Annotated in this window: 17 protein-coding genes; 12 read left to right on the top strand and 5 right to left on the bottom strand. The window is 73.2% G+C overall.

Annotated features, from left to right (window positions below):
- Nucleotides 1-17 precede the first annotated feature (17 nt).
- Both AH6_RS17230 and AH6_RS17225 read right to left on the bottom strand, forming a co-directional pair.
- Nucleotides 18-275, bottom strand: a complete 258-nt coding sequence (locus AH6_RS17230; protein ID WP_067480833.1) for a hypothetical protein — start codon at nt 273-275, stop codon at nt 18-20.
- 219 nt (nt 276-494) lie between these two features.
- Nucleotides 495-1,538, bottom strand: coding sequence for an ABC-2 transporter permease (locus tag AH6_RS17225; protein WP_083982993.1), 1,044 nt, complete (start codon nt 1,536-1,538; stop codon nt 495-497).
- A gap of 64 nt (nt 1,539-1,602) precedes the next feature.
- On the opposite strand from AH6_RS17225, the gene AH6_RS17220 reads away from it, so the two are divergent.
- Genes AH6_RS17220 through AH6_RS17210 form a run of 3 tightly spaced genes read left to right on the top strand, consistent with a single transcriptional unit; the run spans nt 1,603 to nt 4,514 of the window.
- Nucleotides 1,603-2,025 (top strand): MarR family winged helix-turn-helix transcriptional regulator, encoded by a 423-nt coding sequence (locus AH6_RS17220; protein ID WP_067480830.1) that lies wholly within the window; start codon nt 1,603-1,605, stop codon nt 2,023-2,025.
- A 14-nt stretch (nt 2,026-2,039) separates the two neighbouring features.
- The gene (locus tag AH6_RS17215; RefSeq protein WP_067480827.1) at nt 2,040-4,226 is read left to right on the top strand and encodes a molybdopterin-dependent oxidoreductase; all 2,187 of its coding nucleotides are present in this window, start codon (nt 2,040-2,042) and stop codon (nt 4,224-4,226) included.
- A 39-nt stretch (nt 4,227-4,265) separates the two neighbouring features.
- Nucleotides 4,266-4,514, top strand: coding sequence for a hypothetical protein (locus AH6_RS17210; protein WP_218005862.1), 249 nt, complete (start codon nt 4,266-4,268; stop codon nt 4,512-4,514).
- A 488-nt stretch (nt 4,515-5,002) separates the two neighbouring features.
- Here AH6_RS17210 and AH6_RS17205 read toward each other — a convergent pair whose 3' ends face one another.
- Complete coding sequence (locus AH6_RS17205; protein WP_067480821.1) at nt 5,003-5,713, bottom strand: hypothetical protein; 711 nt, start codon at nt 5,711-5,713, stop codon at nt 5,003-5,005.
- Between the two features lie 217 nt (nt 5,714-5,930).
- On the opposite strand from AH6_RS17205, the gene AH6_RS17200 reads away from it, so the two are divergent.
- From AH6_RS17200 to AH6_RS17170, 7 genes are all read left to right on the top strand, one after another.
- Entirely contained in the window at nt 5,931-6,527 is a 597-nt protein-coding gene (locus AH6_RS17200; protein ID WP_067480818.1) for a hypothetical protein, read from the top strand.
- An 84-nt stretch (nt 6,528-6,611) separates the two neighbouring features.
- Nucleotides 6,612-7,310 (top strand): DedA family protein, encoded by a 699-nt coding sequence (locus AH6_RS17195; protein WP_307190389.1) that lies wholly within the window; start codon nt 6,612-6,614, stop codon nt 7,308-7,310.
- Nucleotides 7,311-7,454: 144 nt separating this feature from the next.
- Nucleotides 7,455-8,297, top strand: coding sequence for a DedA family protein (locus tag AH6_RS17190; RefSeq protein WP_157431531.1), 843 nt, complete (start codon nt 7,455-7,457; stop codon nt 8,295-8,297).
- Nucleotides 8,281-9,489, top strand: coding sequence for a sensor histidine kinase (locus AH6_RS17185; protein ID WP_245679347.1), 1,209 nt, complete (start codon nt 8,281-8,283; stop codon nt 9,487-9,489). Before AH6_RS17190 ends, AH6_RS17185 begins: the two co-directional genes overlap by 17 nt.
- Nucleotides 9,480-10,124, top strand: coding sequence for a response regulator (locus AH6_RS17180; protein WP_067480813.1), 645 nt, complete (start codon nt 9,480-9,482; stop codon nt 10,122-10,124). The genes AH6_RS17185 and AH6_RS17180 overlap by 10 nt, the downstream gene beginning before the upstream one ends.
- An 88-nt stretch (nt 10,125-10,212) precedes the next feature.
- Nucleotides 10,213-10,734: a YbaK/EbsC family protein gene (locus AH6_RS17175; protein ID WP_067480810.1), complete on the top strand. Its 522-nt coding sequence runs from the start codon at nt 10,213-10,215 to the stop codon at nt 10,732-10,734.
- 2 nt (nt 10,735-10,736) lie between these two features.
- Nucleotides 10,737-11,321, top strand: coding sequence for an HD domain-containing protein (locus tag AH6_RS17170; RefSeq protein WP_067480808.1), 585 nt, complete (start codon nt 10,737-10,739; stop codon nt 11,319-11,321).
- A gap of 54 nt (nt 11,322-11,375) precedes the next feature.
- On the opposite strand, the gene AH6_RS17165 is transcribed toward AH6_RS17170, so the two are convergent.
- The gene (locus AH6_RS17165; RefSeq protein ID WP_067480805.1) at nt 11,376-11,858 is read right to left on the bottom strand and encodes a MarR family winged helix-turn-helix transcriptional regulator; all 483 of its coding nucleotides are present in this window, start codon (nt 11,856-11,858) and stop codon (nt 11,376-11,378) included.
- 84 nt (nt 11,859-11,942) lie between these two features.
- Between AH6_RS17165 and AH6_RS17160 the strand changes: the two genes are divergently transcribed.
- Nucleotides 11,943-12,404 carry a DoxX family protein gene (locus tag AH6_RS17160; protein ID WP_067480801.1) on the top strand — a complete coding sequence of 154 codons (462 nt, stop codon included), beginning with the start codon at nt 11,943-11,945 and terminating at the stop codon, nt 12,402-12,404.
- A 339-nt stretch (nt 12,405-12,743) separates the two neighbouring features.
- Nucleotides 12,744-14,165 carry an alpha,alpha-trehalose-phosphate synthase (UDP-forming) gene (locus tag AH6_RS17155; RefSeq protein ID WP_083982991.1) on the top strand — a complete coding sequence of 474 codons (1,422 nt, stop codon included), beginning with the start codon at nt 12,744-12,746 and terminating at the stop codon, nt 14,163-14,165.
- A gap of 331 nt (nt 14,166-14,496) precedes the next feature.
- Here the strand turns inward: AH6_RS17155 and AH6_RS17150 are convergent, their stop codons facing one another.
- Complete coding sequence (locus AH6_RS17150) at nt 14,497-15,177, bottom strand: ATP-binding protein (protein WP_083982989.1); 681 nt, start codon at nt 15,175-15,177, stop codon at nt 14,497-14,499.
- Between the last annotated feature and the right edge of the window lie 36 nt (nt 15,178-15,213).

The following is a 15,213-nucleotide window of genomic DNA, read 5'->3' as shown; positions in this document are numbered from 1 at the left end:
TGGGCCGGGACTTCAAATCAACGCGCCATGCTGCCGCCTGCCTCTTCCTCGCCGTCGGTACTCGGCTCCATGTCCAGGTACTCGTCGTCGGGCCATAGTTCACTGGCGAGCCAGGCGAGGAACTCCTCGTCGCCGGGATCGAGCTCGGCGGTCATCGACTCGGGATATCCGGTCGACTCCTCCGTGCGGGGCGATGCCGCCGGTGCCCGTAGCAGCCGGGTCAGGCACAGGCAGAGCAGGGCGGCCATTGAGGCGAGAACGAGGGCAGTGATCACACCACGCCGTCCTTCCGCGATCGTGTCCAGGCGTACGGGGCCCTTGTGAAAGGACCTTGCGTAAGGAGTAAAGCAGGTGAACGCTACTAGGGGGACCTATCGGGTGTGGCACGACATGCCGTACGCCCGGAAGAGTCATTCCGCGAAGTTTTCCCCTACCTGGCACAACCTCGGGAAACGCCGAGACCGCCGCGCGGACGCGGCGGTCTCGAAGTCGTTTCAGGCCGGGACGATTTCTTCCAGTTCCTGCTCCAGTTCGGGCTCCGGGACGGGCGCGGGAGCGACGCGCCGCCGCTCGGCGACGGCGGCCAGTCCCATCACCGCCAGCCCGGCGACGGCCCACAGCACCAGCACCAGGACGTTGCGGCCGACGTCCAGGCCGTCGAAGTAGACCAGGCCGCGCGCGCCCTCCACGAAGCCCGCGCCGTTCCAGAACGAGTGCAGCGCCGCGAAGAACCCCGGCTGCAACTCAGGCTTGAAGATCCCGCCCGAGCTGGTGAAGTTCAGCATCACGAACAGCACCATCACCGTCAGCGTCGTCATGCGCTTGAGGAAGGTGTGCAGGCCGATGCCGATCCACAACACACCCGCCGAGTACAGCCAGGACAGCGCCCACACCCCGGCCAGGCCGCGATCCACCAGGTGGAACACCGGTCCGGCCAGCGCGGTGCCGATCAGGCTGACCACCAGTGCGGTGCCGAGGCCGAGCAGGGCGCGCAGCCGCACCGGCAGCACCGCGCCGACGCCGCCGATCACCGCGACCGAGCCGTAGGACCCGATGCTCAGCGCCACCAGCAGGAAGAAGATGCCCTGCCCGGTGGGGTCGCCGGCGGACAGGGGCGCGACGTCGGTGACCTTGAGCGGCGCGTTCTGCGTGGCGGCGGCCTTGGTGAACACGCCCTGCACGGCGGTGGCGGTGGTCTCCGAGCCCGCCTTGGCGACCAGCAGTTCGGGGGCGTCGCCGGGCACGTACGCGCCGTAGATCTCCTGGTCGTTCAGCTCGGCCACCGCGGCGTCCCGGGTGGCGACGGTGCGCACGTCCAGCGCCTCGCCCGCCTTGTCCTTCAGGCCCTGGGCCAGGAGCTGGGACTGCTGCCCGGAGCCGACGACGGCGACCTTGAGCTCGTGCGGCTCGGGGGAGTGGAAGGCCCCCAGGTACGCCAGGCCCATGCCCAGGCACATCAGCAGCGGCACGGCCAGGTGGGCGAGCAGGTGCCGGAGCGCGCCCGGCGGGGTCGCGTGCGCGGCTCGGGAAGTGCTCATGGGCGGGGTTCCTCCGTCCGTCGAAGTTGCAAAATACAACTAGCTATAGTTGTACTATACAACCATGAGCGAGGCGACGGAACGTGACCAGTCCATCGAGACCATCCGCCGGGAGTTGACGGCGTTCGCCCGCCGGGCGCGCGCGCTCGCCGAGCGGCTGCATCCGGGCCTGTCGCTGGTCTCCTACAGCCTGCTGGCGCACATGGAGGAGCGGGGCGGCTGCCGCGCCGCCGACCTGGCGGCCTACTTCCTGCTGGACAAGTCCACCGTCAGCCGCCAGATCGCGGCCCTGGACCGGCTCGGCATGGTCGAGCGCGAGGCGGAGGGGCAGGCGCGCATCCTGCGCCCGACCGAGCGCGGCCGGGCGGCCCTGGCCGACGCGGCGCGGCGGCAGCGGGAGGCGTTCGGGGACCGGCTCGACGAGTGGTCGGACGCCGACCTGGCGGACTTCGCCGCCTCCCTGGTCCGCTACAACGCCGTGGAGTGAGGCACAATCGCCCCATGGGGACGACGCAAGCGACCACTTACTGCCGCATCTGTGAACCCCTCTGCGGGCTGACCGCCACCGTCCGCGACGGGGAGCTGGCCGAACTCCGGCCCGACCGCGACCACCCGCTGTCGGCGGGTTTCGCCTGCCCCAAGGGCATCGCGATGGCCGAGGTCCAGAACGACCCGGACCGCGTGCTCCGCCCCCTGCGCCGCAGGCCGGACGGCGGCTTCGACGAGGTGGGCTGGGACGAGGCGCTCGCCGACATCGCGCGCCGCCTCGGCCGCCTGCGCGGCGACGAGATCGGCTGGTACTTCGGCAACTCCGCCACCTTCTCCTACAGCCACCCGCTGTGGCTGAACGGCTTCATGCGGGCGCTCGGCTCGCCGCACCTGTACTCGGCCGGATCGCAGGACGTCAACAACCGGCTGGCCGCGAGCGCGCTGCTGTACGGCTCGCCCGCGCTGGTGCCGATCCCCGACCTCAAGCGCACCGACCTGCTGCTGATGCTCGGCGCCAACCCGCTGGTGTCGCACGGCAGCCTCATCACCGCGCCGCGCATCAAGGAGGAGCTGGCGGCGGTCGTGCGGCGCGGCGGGCGCGTGGTGGTGGCCGATCCGCGCCGCACCGAGACCGCCCGCGTGCACGAGCACCTGCCGGTCGCGCCCGACGGCGACGCATGGTTGCTGCTGTCGTTGCTGAACGTGCTGTTCGAGGAACGGCTGGCCGACGAGCGCGCCTGCGCCCGCCAGGCGACCGGCGCCGCGACGTTGCGGAGGCTGGCCGCCGATTTCCCGCCCGAACGCACCGAGGGGCGCAGCGGCGTCCCGACCGCGACCGTCCGCGCGCTGGCGCGCGATCTGGCGGCCGCTGAACGCGCCGTCGTGTACGGGCGGACCGGAACCTGCCTGGGCCGCCACGGCACGCTCACCGCCTTCCTCATCGACGCGGTGACGCTGGTAACCGGGAACCTGGACCGGCCCGGCGGCGCGGTCTTCGGGGCCGCGCCGCTGCGGACCGACGAGCTGCTGCGCCTGTCCGGGCTGGCGACGTACGGCAAGACGCGCTCGCGCGTCGGCGGCTTCCCCGACGTGCTCGGGACGTTCCCGGCGGGCGTGATGGCCGAGGAGATCACCACGCCGGGCCGAGGACGGATGCGGGCGCTGCTGGTGTCGGCGGGCAACCCGCTGCGCACCGTCCCCGGGACGGCCGCGCTGGACGCCGCACTGGACCGGTTGGACCTGCTGGTCTGCATCGACCTGTACGTCACCGAGACGGGCCGCAAGGCGGACTACGTGCTGCCCGCGACGACGTTCCTGGAACGCGAGGACTTCCCGCTGCCGTTCCTCCAGAACCACCTCACTCCGTACGTCACCTGGACCGAGCCGGTCGTCGCGCCGCGCGGTGAGGCCCGCCAGGAGTGGGAGATCATCGACGAGCTGGCGCGGCGCATGGGCCTGGGGATCGGCGCGCTGTGGCCGCAACGGCTGGCGCACCGTCTCGGCGTGCGGCCGTCGCCCCGCTTCCTGGTGGACGCGCTGCTGCGGACGGGCCCGCGCGGTGACTGGTACGGGTTGCGGCGCGGCGGCCTCAGCCTGCGCAGGCTGCGCGACGAGCCGCACGGCGTCGTGCTGGCCGAGCACCAGCGGACCGGGACGTTGCGGCGCCGCATCCTGCACCGGGACAAGCGGGTGCGCCTCGCGCCCGACGAGATCGTCAGCGAGATCGCGCGCCTGCGGGAGGCTCCCGAACCAGCGGCGGACTTCCCGCTGCGCCTGATCGGCCTGCGCGAGCTCCGGTCGCACAACTCGTGGATGCACAACGCGCCCGCCCTGATGCGCGGGCGGCGCACCCACGCGGCGCGGGTCAGCCCCGAGGACGCCGCCGCCCACGGCCTGGCCGACGGCGACCGCTGCCGGATCACCTCGGCGCACGGCTCGGTGGAGCTGCCGGTGCGGGTCACCGACGAGATGACGCCGGGCACGGTCGCCGTGCCGCACGGCTGGGACCACGAGGGCGGCTGGCGGGTGGCGAACGCGGCGGGCGGGGCGAACGTCAACGCCCTGGCCTCACCCGATCCCGGGGACCTGGAACGGCTGGCGGGCATGGCGCACCTCAACGGCATCCCGGTGGCGCTGGCACGCGCTGAGAACGGCGGCCCTGGAAGCGGTGGCCCCGGAAATGTCAGTGCCTCCCGATAGCGTGGAAAACACGCAGCGAGGGAGGTCATCATGGCCCCGATGAGCAACACGGATCTGGCCCAGGTCCTGTTCACCACGCGACTGCAGGCGTCCGACCGCGCGACCGACGAGCAGGTCCGCACCGCCATCACCGAGCGGCTGCGCGCCTGTCACGGCGACCGCCGCGCCTGCGCGGCGCTGGTGGCGCAGGAGGCCGGCGACCATCCCGAGACCTACGCGCCCCGGATGCGCTGGGCGCTGGCGACGGTGGCGCGCGCCTGCGGCGTGACGCGTCTGGCGGCGGCCTGAGCCTGGCGCACGCTCTCGCGCACGGCTCCCGCGCAAACTCCGGCCCATGGCTCCCGCGTACGGCTCCGGCGCGGCTCGCCACAGTGTGGGCCGCTGCCGGGTCCCGGACGGCGCACGGCTTCCGCGCACGGCTCCCGCGCCAACTCCGGCGTACGGCTCCCGCGCGGCTTGCCATACGCGTGGGCTGTCGCCGGGATCTGGACGGCGCACGGCTTCGGCGTACGGTTCCGGCGCGGGGCTCTGACGCGGCTCGCCGCGCGCGTGGGCCGCCGTCGGGTTCCGGACGTGGAAACGAAAACGATCAAACGCCCGAAACCGGGGCGATATGGGGAAGTCTTTACCTTCCTCACGGTGAGGATCACATCGCGCCGGGGCAGTGCCGCGCGGCGTTCGGCCCGCGCGCGGCGGCGCTTCTTTGATCGTGCGTCGCCATAAAGATCAAAAGAACATCGCCGTGTGAATAAAGCGGAGGACGACTCGCGGCGGGCTCAGCGCAGCAGGCCGCCGCCGGGCTCGTCGTCGTGGCCGACGTCCAGGCCCACCACCGACGTGCAGCCCGTGCACACCCATTCGGCGATGACGGCCTCGGAGTCGGTGGCCCGGGTCTGGTAGGGCCGGTCGACCCGGCGACGGCGCATCCCGTGGCCGCAGGAGGAGTGCAGCAGGCGGCCGCACTGGGGGCAGGGCCACACGTCCTCGCGCCGCAGGCGGCACTGGGGGCACAGCGGGATGTCGGCCGGATCGGGGGTCTCGAACGGGTCGATCTCGTGCCGCCAGTGCTCTTCGAGTTCCAGGTACTCGTCGGCGGGCCAGTGGTGGTCGGCCAGCCAGGCCAGGTACTCCTCCGCCTCCGGCTCCAGGACGGCGGTCAGCGACTCGGGGTATTCCGAGCCGCCGGAGTGCGGGGCGGCATCGGAGCCCTGGGAGGCGTCGGCGTCCTGGGGCGCGCTGGCGCCCTGGGAGGCGTCATCTGCGAGGGCGCCGCTCCCCGGGAAGGCACCGGCCTCTGGGAGGGCGCCGGTGTCCGATGGGGCGCTCGGCTCCGGGGGAGCGGCCGACGTGGAGGCGGGGCGTGCCGGGCCGCGGCGCCGTGCGGTGGCCAGGAGCGCGGCCACGGCCAGCGCGGCCAGCAGTGCCGGGAGCAGGGCCGGGGGCGGAACCGGGAGCACGGCCGCGACCGGGCCGGTCGCCGTGGTCATCGTGGGGTCCTTCCATGATCTGGCGGCGGGGACAACGGATCATGAATTCGCTTCACAAAACGCTGCGAACCTATAGGAAGGGCTGTTATCGGAAAAGTCGATCAGAAAAGAATCTTAAAAAGGATCATGTGGTGGCCGGGGGCCGAAACCCGGTGCCGCCTTGGTCCCAAAAGCGACGATCCTGCACAATCGGAGCACTGTCGACGTTGGAGGTGCCATGGGCGTGCCCTCGCCGTTCACCCTGCTGGCCGCCGGGGCGCGGGCCGGAGTGCGGACCGGGGCGCGGGCCGCCGCCGCGGGTTCGGCGGCCGCCCTGGCGACCGCCGCCGCGGTCGGCGAGGCGGTCGTGGCCATCCCGCGCCTGACCGACGCGCTGGAGCGGCTCGCCGAGGCGGCCGTCAGCCTGGAGTCGTTGTCGGACGCGGTCCCGTCCCTGGACCGTATCGGGGAGGCGGCCCGCGAGCTGGGCAGGCTCGCCGACGCCGCCGAATCCCTGCCGCACGTCGCCGGTGACCTGGAGCGCCTGGCCGCCGTCGCGCCCGCGCTGGAGGAGCTCGCCGCCTCGATCGGCGAGCTGCGCGAGCTGGCCCGGGTGGTGCCCGCGCTGGAGGAGCTCGGGTCGGCCGTCGGGCCGCTGTCGGAGACCGTGGAGGGGCTGCGGCCGCTCGCCGACACCGTCACGCAGATGCAGGGCGCGATCGAGACGCTCAACGCGACCGTCAGCCCGTTGCAGGGCACCGCGGAACGTTTGGGACGCTTCGTGGACCGCCTCCCGCAGAGCCGCAAACCGGTCCGGGGCCGCCCGGCCCCCTGACCGGACCAGGCCGGGAAACGAAGAATGTGATGTGTGTCACGTGCGATCCCCCGCCGTCCGGGTATCGGGCCGGGCACGGAGGTGGTGGATCTCGTGATGTACCCGACGCCGGTGTACGCGGCACAGGAGCCCGGCCCCACCGGCGGCATCGCCGGGTGGGCCACCGATCTGATGGAGAAGCTGGGCGCGCCGGGCGCGGGCCTGGCGATCGCGCTGGAGAACCTGTTCCCGCCCCTGCCGAGCGAGGTGGTCCTGCCGCTGGCGGGGTTCACCGCCGCGCAGGGCAAGATGAACCTGGTCGCCGTGCTGGTGTGCACCACTCTCGGCTCGGTGCTGGGCGCGCTGCTGTTGTACTGGCTGGGCTCGGCGATCGGGCGCGACCGCATGCGACGCGTGGTGGCGAAGATCCCGCTGGTCAAGGTCGAGGACCTGGACAAGAGCGAGAAGTGGTTCGGCAAGCACGGGTCCAAGGCGGTGTTCTTCGGCCGCATGATCCCGGTGTTCCGGAGCCTGATCTCCATCCCGGCGGGCGTGGAGGGCATGCCGCTGGTGAAGTTCCTGACCTACACGACGCTCGGCAGCGCGCTGTGGAACACCGCGTTCGTGATGGCGGGGTACGCGCTGGGCGACAACTGGCAGTCGGTCGAGGGCTACGTCGGGATCTACTCCAAGGGCGTGCTGGGTCTGATGGCCCTCGCCGTCGTGGTCTTCGTCGTCAAGCGCGTCCGGGAGAACCGCCGCGAGGGTTCGTCCTCCTCGCGCGAGGACGAGCCGGTCGGCTGACCCCGGAGGCCCCGGATCCCGCGCTCACCGCGCGGGATCCGGGGGGTGTGGTTTTCCGCAGGGTCCGGGGTGCGGCGCGCGGCCGGGCGGGTCGGCGGTGCGCACCATCGTGACCAGGTCCCCGCATTACCTACTTTTATAGGCATGATCACAGCAACGAGCGCGGCGCCGGCGGGCGGGATCGCCGGGTGGGCCACCGACCTGATGGAGAAACTGGGCGCGCCGGGCGCGGGCCTGGCGATCGCGCTGGAGAACCTGTTCCCGCCTTTGCCCAGCGAGGTGATCCTGCCGCTGGCCGGGTTCACCGCCGCGCAGGGCAAGATGAGCCTGGTCGCGGCCCTCATCTGGACGACGGTCGGCTCGGTGGTGGGGGCGCTGGCCCTGTACGGCATCGGCGCGCTGATCGGCCGGGACCGCATGCGGCGCATGGTGGAGCGGCTGCCGCTGGTCAAGATCAAGGACCTGGACCGCACCGAGGCGTGGTTCCTCAAGCACGGCGCCAAGGCGGTCTTCTTCGGCCGCATGATCCCGATCTTCCGCAGCCTGATCTCCGTCCCGGCGGGCGTCGAGCGGATGCCGCTGACCACGTTCCTGCTGTACACCACGCTGGGCAGCGCGCTGTGGAACACCGTGTTCGTGCTGGCCGGGTACGGGCTCGGCGACAACTGGCACAAGGTCGAGGAGTACGTCGGCGTCTATTCCAAGGTGGTCGTGGCCGTCGTCGGCGTCGCGGTGCTGGTCTTCGTCGGCATGCGTATCGTGAAGGCGCGGCGCAAGGGCGCGCAGGAGGAGCCGGCGTACGCCGCTCCGGAGGGTTACGGCCAGCCGTACCAGCCCCAGCACGGACGGCCCTACCAGGCCCAGGACGAGCAGGCGTACCAGGGCCAGGACGGCCAGGCGTACCACGCGCCGCAGCAGCGTCCGGCGCACCGGGCGCCGGAGCAGGTCTACTACCGGCGAGACTTCGAACGTGACCAGATCGGCTGACGGGCCCCGCCCCGAGACCGCGGTGCCGACCGGGCGCCGCGGTCTGGCCACGCGCATGGCGCGGGCGGGCGTGGGACTCGTCCTGGGCACGGCCACCGGCGCGGTCGAGCTGGTGCTGCTGGCCGTGGCGGCGCTGTTCATGGCGTACGCGGTCGCCTTCTCCCGGGGGCGGCGCGCGGTCCCCGGGACGGTCGCCGACATCGCGGTCGCCCTGAGCCGGATGGAGCGCAGGCGGCTCGGCGCGTTCTTCGGATACGCCGAGGAGGCCGCCCACGGGCCGCTCAGGGCTCTGGCCTACCTGGTGCTGCGGGCGCCGGTGGGACTGCTCGGCGGGGCGATCCTGCTGCTGACCGGGTACGGCGCGGCCCTGCTGGTCTCCCTCGCGGTGAGCTGGTGGATCACCGGCGACTACATGGACGGCATCCGCCCCGAGCCCTGGATCGTGGTCTACACCGCGATCGTGGGGACGGTCCTGGCCTTCATCGCCCTGCAGGGCCTGGTCGGCGTGGTGAAGCTGGAGAAGCGGGTCGCGCGGCGCTGCCTGGGCCCCAGCCCCCTGGAGGAGTACGAGCGGCGCATCGCCCAGCTGTCGGTGAGCCGCGCCGAGGTCGTGGAGGCGGTGGACGACGAGCGCCGCCGCATCGAGCGCGACCTGCACGACGGCGTCCAGCAGCGGCTGGTCGCGCTCGGCATGCTGATCGGCCGCGCCCGCCGCGCCGGGGACGAGGAGCGCGCCCGCGACCTGCTGCGCCAGGCCCACGAGGAGTCGCAGCGCGCCCTGGCCGAGCTGCGCGAGGTCGCCTGGCGCGTCTACCCGGCCGCGCTGGACGGCGAGGGGTTGCGGGCGGCGCTGGAGACCGTCGCCGAGCGCTCCCCGCTGCCGGTGGCGATCGACTACGGCCTGGCCGGCCGGCCGCCGCACGCGGTGGAGACGGCCGCCTACTTCGTGGTCTGCGAGGCCGTCACCAACGCCGCCAAGCACTCGGGGGCGGGGCGGGTGACCGTCACGGTCGCCGGGCACGGAAGGATGATCACCGTGACCATCACCGACGACGGCTCCGGCGGGGCCGACGCCGCCGGCGGCGGCCTGGCCGGGCTCGCCCGGCGGGTGGCCGCGCTGGACGGCGGCCTCACCGTGACCAGCCCGCCCGGCGGGCCCACCGAGATCAGGGCGGAGCTGCCGTGCGGGTGATCCTGGCCGAGGACTCCACGCTGCTGCGCGAGGGCCTGGTGCGGCTGCTGGCCGAGGAGGGCCACGAGATCCTGGCGGCGGTCGGCGACGCCGAGGCGCTGCTGGCGGCGGTGGCCGAGCAGACGCCCGACGTGGTCGTGGTGGACGTGCGGATGCCGCCCTCCCACACCGACGAGGGCCTGCGCGCCGCCCTGGAGATCCGCCGCCGCGCGCCGGGCGTCGGGGTGCTGGTGTTGTCGCAGTACGTGGAGAAGCGCTACGCCGCCGACCTGATCTCCACCGACCCCACCGGCGTCGGCTACCTGCTGAAGGACCGGGTCGCGCAGGTGGACGAGTTCCTGGACGCGCTCGACCGGGTCGCCGCCGGCGGCGCCGCCTTCGACCCCGAGGTGGTGCGGCAGCTGGTCATGCGCAGCTCGCACGGCGACCCGCTGAGCCGCCTCACCCCGCGCGAGCGCGACGTGCTCGACCACATGGCCCAGGGCCACACCAACGCCTCCGTCGCCGCGCACCTGCACGTGTCGCAGAGCGCGGTGGAGAAGCACGTCAACGCGATCTTCGACAAGCTCGACCTGTCCCACACCACCGGCTACAGCCGCCGGGTCCTGGCCGTGCTGCGCTACCTGGGGTCCTGATCCCTCCGCGCCGACGCCGCTGGTGCGCGTTCGTGGGGCGGGGCGTGGCATTGTTGGGCGCGAACGCGACACGAGAGGGAGCGCACGCATGGTCGGCAGCCTGGACTGGGAACCCGCGCAGGAGCGCACGGAACTGCTCGCCGCGCCCGTCGCGGCGGCGGTCGGCGAGGTGGCCGACGCCCGTGCCGCCGCGATCGACCCGGAGCTGGCCGACACCGCCGCCTTCTGCGAGCGCTACGCGGTGCCCCTGGAGGCCAGCGCCAACTGCGTGATCGTGGCCGCCAAGCGCGGCGGCGAGATCAGCTACGCCGCCTGCATGGTGCTGGCCACCGACCGCGCCGACGTCAACGGCTTCGTCCGCAAGCACCTGGGCGCGCGGAAGATCTCGTTCGCGCCCATGGACGAGGCCACCGGCCGCACCGGCATGGAGTACGGCGGCATCACCCCCGTGGGCCTGCCCGCGGACTGGCCGATCCTGGTGGACGAGGCCGTCGCCGCCGCTCCGCAGGTCGTCATCGGCAGCGGCCTGCGCCGCTCCAAGCTGCTGGTCCCCGGCAAGGCCCTCGCCGCCCTGCCGGGAGCCGAGGTCGTGGCCCTGGCCCAGCGCTGAGAATGGCCGCCGCCGTCCTGCTCCGTGCGCTGGAGGAACCGGGGTTGCGGCCGCTGCCCGCCGACGCCGCCCGCCTCCTGGTCGAGCTGGACGCCCCGCCCCGGCTGGGCGCGCATCTGCGGGCCGTGCACGACGTGGCGTGCGAGCTGGTCGCCTGGGTCGCCGAGCGCTACCCGGCCGCCGAGGTGGACGCCGGGGCCGTGCTGTTCGGCGCGGCCACCCACGACATCGGGAAGGTGCTGCACCCCGCCGAGCTGTCCGGGCCGGGGGCCGAGCACGAGGCGGCGGGGGAGCGGTTGTTGCTCGACCGTGGCGTCCCCGCCCGCCTGGCCCGCTTCGCCCGCACGCACGCCGCGTGGGACCGGCCGGGCACCGGCCTGGACGATCTCCTGGTCGCGCTCGCCGACAAGGTGTGGAAGGCCAAGCGCGTCACCGATCTGGAGCAGGCCGTCGTGGACCGCCTCGCCGCCGCGTCCGGCCAGGAGCCCTGGGAGGCGTTCCTGGCGCTGGACGAGGCGTGCGAGCGCCTAGCCGCCGGGGCCGACGCACGCCTGGCCTTCCAGAACGCTTATCCGGCCCACTCGTAGCCGAGTATCCCGCCCGGCAGACCCCCTGACCACCGCTCGTCGCGGGCCGGACGATCAGTCGGACGCCGCCGGGCGCGCGGGCCGGTTGTGCAGGCGGGCGGCCACGCGGGCGAACGCCGTGCCCAGCGTCTCCAGCTCGGCGGGCGTCAGCACGTCGATCAGGTTCTCCCGGACCACCTTGCGGTGACCGGGACGCACCTTCGTGAGCGCGTCCGCGCCCGCGTCCGTCAGCTCCGCCCACACCGCGCGCCGGTCGTTGCCGCACGCCGTGCGGCGCACGAGGCCGTCACGTTCCAGCTGGGTCACCTGGTAGGTCAGCCGGCTCTTGGACACCATCACCTGCCGCGCCAGGTCCGACATGCGCAGCCGCCGGTCCTCGGCCATGGCCAGCTTGACCAGCACCTCGAACTCGGGATGGGACAGGTCCCCGTCCCGCTTCAGCTGGCGCTCGATCTCGTGCTCCAGCAGGTGGGCCGCCGCCAGGAACCCGATCCAGGCGTGCAGTTCGCGGGGCTCCAGGGCGTCGGGCTCGGTCATGCCCCGAGTCTAGTTGGTCCAGATTTGAACTATCTCCTGGTAGCGTCGGTCGTTCAGATTTGAACTACTTCTCAGGAGGACGACATGGCTCCCATTCGCCGGTTCCCCCACCTGCCCGACGCCGGGCTGCTCGTCGGCCGGATCGTGCTCGGCGTGGTCTTCGTCGCGCACGGCTGGCAGAAGCTCACCGACGTCGGCCACGCCGGGGTCACGCAGATGTTCAAGGGAATGGGCATCCCGCTGCCTTCGGTGGCGGCGGCCTTCGCGACCTGGGTCGAGCTGCTCGGCGGCGTCGCGCTGATCCTGGGCCTGCTGGTCCCGCTGGCCGGGCTCCTGCTGGCCGCCGACATGGCGGGCGCGCTGTGGTTCGCGCACATCGACAAGGGCCTGTTCGCCGCCGAGGGCGGCTACGAACTGGTGCTGGTCCTCGGGGCGATGGCGCTGCTGCTCGCCTGTACCGGCGCGGGCCGGTTCTCGGCCGACGCCGTCCTGTGGGGACGGCGCTCCCGCACCGCTGCGCCCGAACGTGAGACTGCAGGCGTCTGAGTGCCTCCGGACCACCGCCGTGGCCGCCGTGACGGCCGCGTGGACGCGACGGCGCGGCCGAGGCCCGGACGAGAGGGACGCCGAGGGCGAGCGCGTCGATGACCTCCCGGAACGTTCCGAACAGGTGAACTCTGACCGCACTGTCTGACAAACGAGTGAAATGTGCTGAACGCGACCCGGCGCGGCGGCGTGGAGCGCGATTTCGCGGGTAGTACACCGGGGCGATCACCGGGCGGGGCGCTGGCCACCCGCGCCGGTGCGGAACAGGCAGAATGACGGGACGCGCTCGGCGGACGACGCCGGGCGCGGTCTCGACGGTTGCGGGAAGGCAGGTCGTCGGTGTCGGACGGTAGCGAGTTCGTGGTGGTGGCCAACCGGCTTCCGGTGGACCGGGTCGTCGGCGAGGACGGCACCCCGTCCTGGCGCCGCAGCCCCGGCGGGCTGGTCAGCGCGATCGCCCCGCTGATGCGGCGCCGGCAGGGCACGTGGATCGGCTGGGCGGGCAAGGCCGACGAGAAGCTGGAGCCGTTCCAGGAGGACGGCATGGCGCTGGTGCCGGTCTTCCAGTCGTCGGAGGACGTGGAGCTGTACTACGAGGGCTTCTCCAACGCCACGTTGTGGCCGCTCTACCACGACGTGGTGGCCCCGCCGGTGTACGACCGCGCGATGTGGGACGCCTACGTGCGGGTCAACCGGCGCTTCGCCGAGGTGACCGCCGCGGTCGCGGGCGAGGGCTCGATCGTGTGGATCCAGGACTACCAGCTCCAGCTGGTGCCCAAGATGTTGCGCGAGCTGCGGCCCGACCTGCGCATCGGCTTCTTCCTGCACATCCCGTTCCCGCCGCTGGAGCTGTTCTGGCAGCTGCCGTGGCGGCGGCAGATCCTGGAGGGCCTGCTCGGCGCCGACCTGGTCGGCTTCCAGCTGCCCGGCGCGGCCTCCAACTTCGTGCGGCTGTGCCGCCGCCTGCTGGACGCCCGCTACAGCAAGCAGGACGTCTACTGGGACGACCGGGTCGTGCGGGCGCGCGCGTTCCCCATCTCGGTGGACGTGGAGGAGCTGCACGACCTCATCGAGCGCCCCGACGTGCGCGCCCGCGCGAAGGAGATCCGCGAGGACCTCGGCGGCGGCACCGTGCTGCTGGGCGTCGACCGGCTCGACTACACCAAGGGCATCACCCAGCGGCTGGAGGCGTTCGGCGAGCTGTTCGGCGACGGCGACCTCAAGCCCGGCGAGGCGGTCTTCGCGCAGATCGCGACGCCCAGCCGCGAGCGGGTCGAGCAGTACCAGCTGCTGCGCGACCAGATCGAGCAGCAGGTCGGCCGGATCAACGGCGAGCACAGCGAGCTCGGCACCACCGTCGTGCACTACCTGCACACCTCCTACGACCGCAAGGAGCTGGCCGCGCTCTACCTGGCCGCCGACGTCATGGTGGTGACGCCGCTGCGCGACGGCATGAACCTGGTGGCCAAGGAGTACGTCGCCTGCCGCGACGACCTGCGCGGCACGCTGGTGCTCAGCGAGTTCGCGGGCGCGGCGGGGGAGCTGGGGCGCGGCGCGTTCCTGGTCAACCCCTACGACATCGACGGGCTCAAGGAGACGCTGCTGAAGGCGATCCACACCGAGCCCGCCGAGCAGGCCAAGCGGATGCGCACGATGCGCAGGCGGGTGCAGGAGCACGACGTGGACCGCTGGGCGCGCTCGTTCCTGGACGAGCTGGAGACGCCCGCCGAGCCGCAGGTGGCCGAGCCGCAGCCCGCGTAACCGGCGTCAAACGACTTCCGGCCCGGTTCGCCCGCCCCTGAGGGCTCGCGAACCGGGCCGAAAGCATGCGGGCGCTTCGTTGTGCGGCCCGCCGCGCCGGGACCCGGGCCTCGCCTTCGACCCCGGCCCCGGGCGGCCGACCTCCGGTCACGCCCGCGATGCGGAGCCGGGCCCGGTCCGCGCCTGCCCGCCCCTGATCGGCAGGAGCGCGGGCCCGGCCGCCACGCCGGTGGCGTTTTCTTATTTTGGTCTGACCGAATTTCCGGGTCAGAGCTGACCGTAAAGAGGGTGCTGCCGCCCGCAGCCGTTCGGTGGCCGGGGCGGGTGTGACTCAGGAGGCGGCGACGGCCTCGTCCCGCGCGGGGCGGCGCAGCTCGAAGGCCGCCCAGACCGCCTTACCGCCGGTCGTCAAGGGCGCCCAGCCCCAGGCGCTGCTGACCGCGCCGACCACCAGCAGGCCGCGGCCGCCCTCGCCGAACCACTCCGGCTCGTGCGCGACCGGCTCGGGCACCCGCTCGCCCGGGTCGGTGACCATGACGACCAGGCGGCGCGGGTGGTTGAGCAGGACGAGCTGCACCAGGCCGCCCGACGGGCCGTGCGGCACCTCGCGCAGCCCGTGCCGCAGCGCGTTGGTGACCAGCTCCGACACCGCGATGACCGCGTCGTCGGAGTGTTCGGCCAGGCTCCAGCCCGCCAGGGTCGCGGCGGTGAAGTCGCGGGCGCGCCCCGGCGAGGCGGGCTCGGCGCGCAGCACGCACCGCGCGGTGCGGGGGGTGCCGGCGTGCGGCGCGGGCCAGCAGCCGCGCAGGCCCGGCCGGACCGCCGGGTCGTCGCCGCCCGCCGGCCGGTCGCCGCCGGGGACCGGGTCGGTGTGCGGGAAGCCCGCCAGGGGCGGCAGGCCCCCGGCGCGGTGCGGGTGATCGGGTCGGTGGTCCGGCGTGACGTGCCGGCGGCCGCCTTGCGCGTGGGCCACTGCGCGGGCGGCGACGGAGTCTGCCTGGTCAACGATCATTGTCAAACCCCAAGGCGAGCGGGCGGGACGGGGGCG

Source organism: Actinomadura hibisca NBRC 15177 (assembly GCF_001552635.1).
Classification (GTDB): Bacteria; Actinomycetota; Actinomycetes; order Streptosporangiales; family Streptosporangiaceae; genus Spirillospora; species Spirillospora hibisca.
The sequence above is the reverse complement of the archived record's forward strand: the minus strand, read 5'-3'. Positions and strand labels throughout refer to the sequence as shown.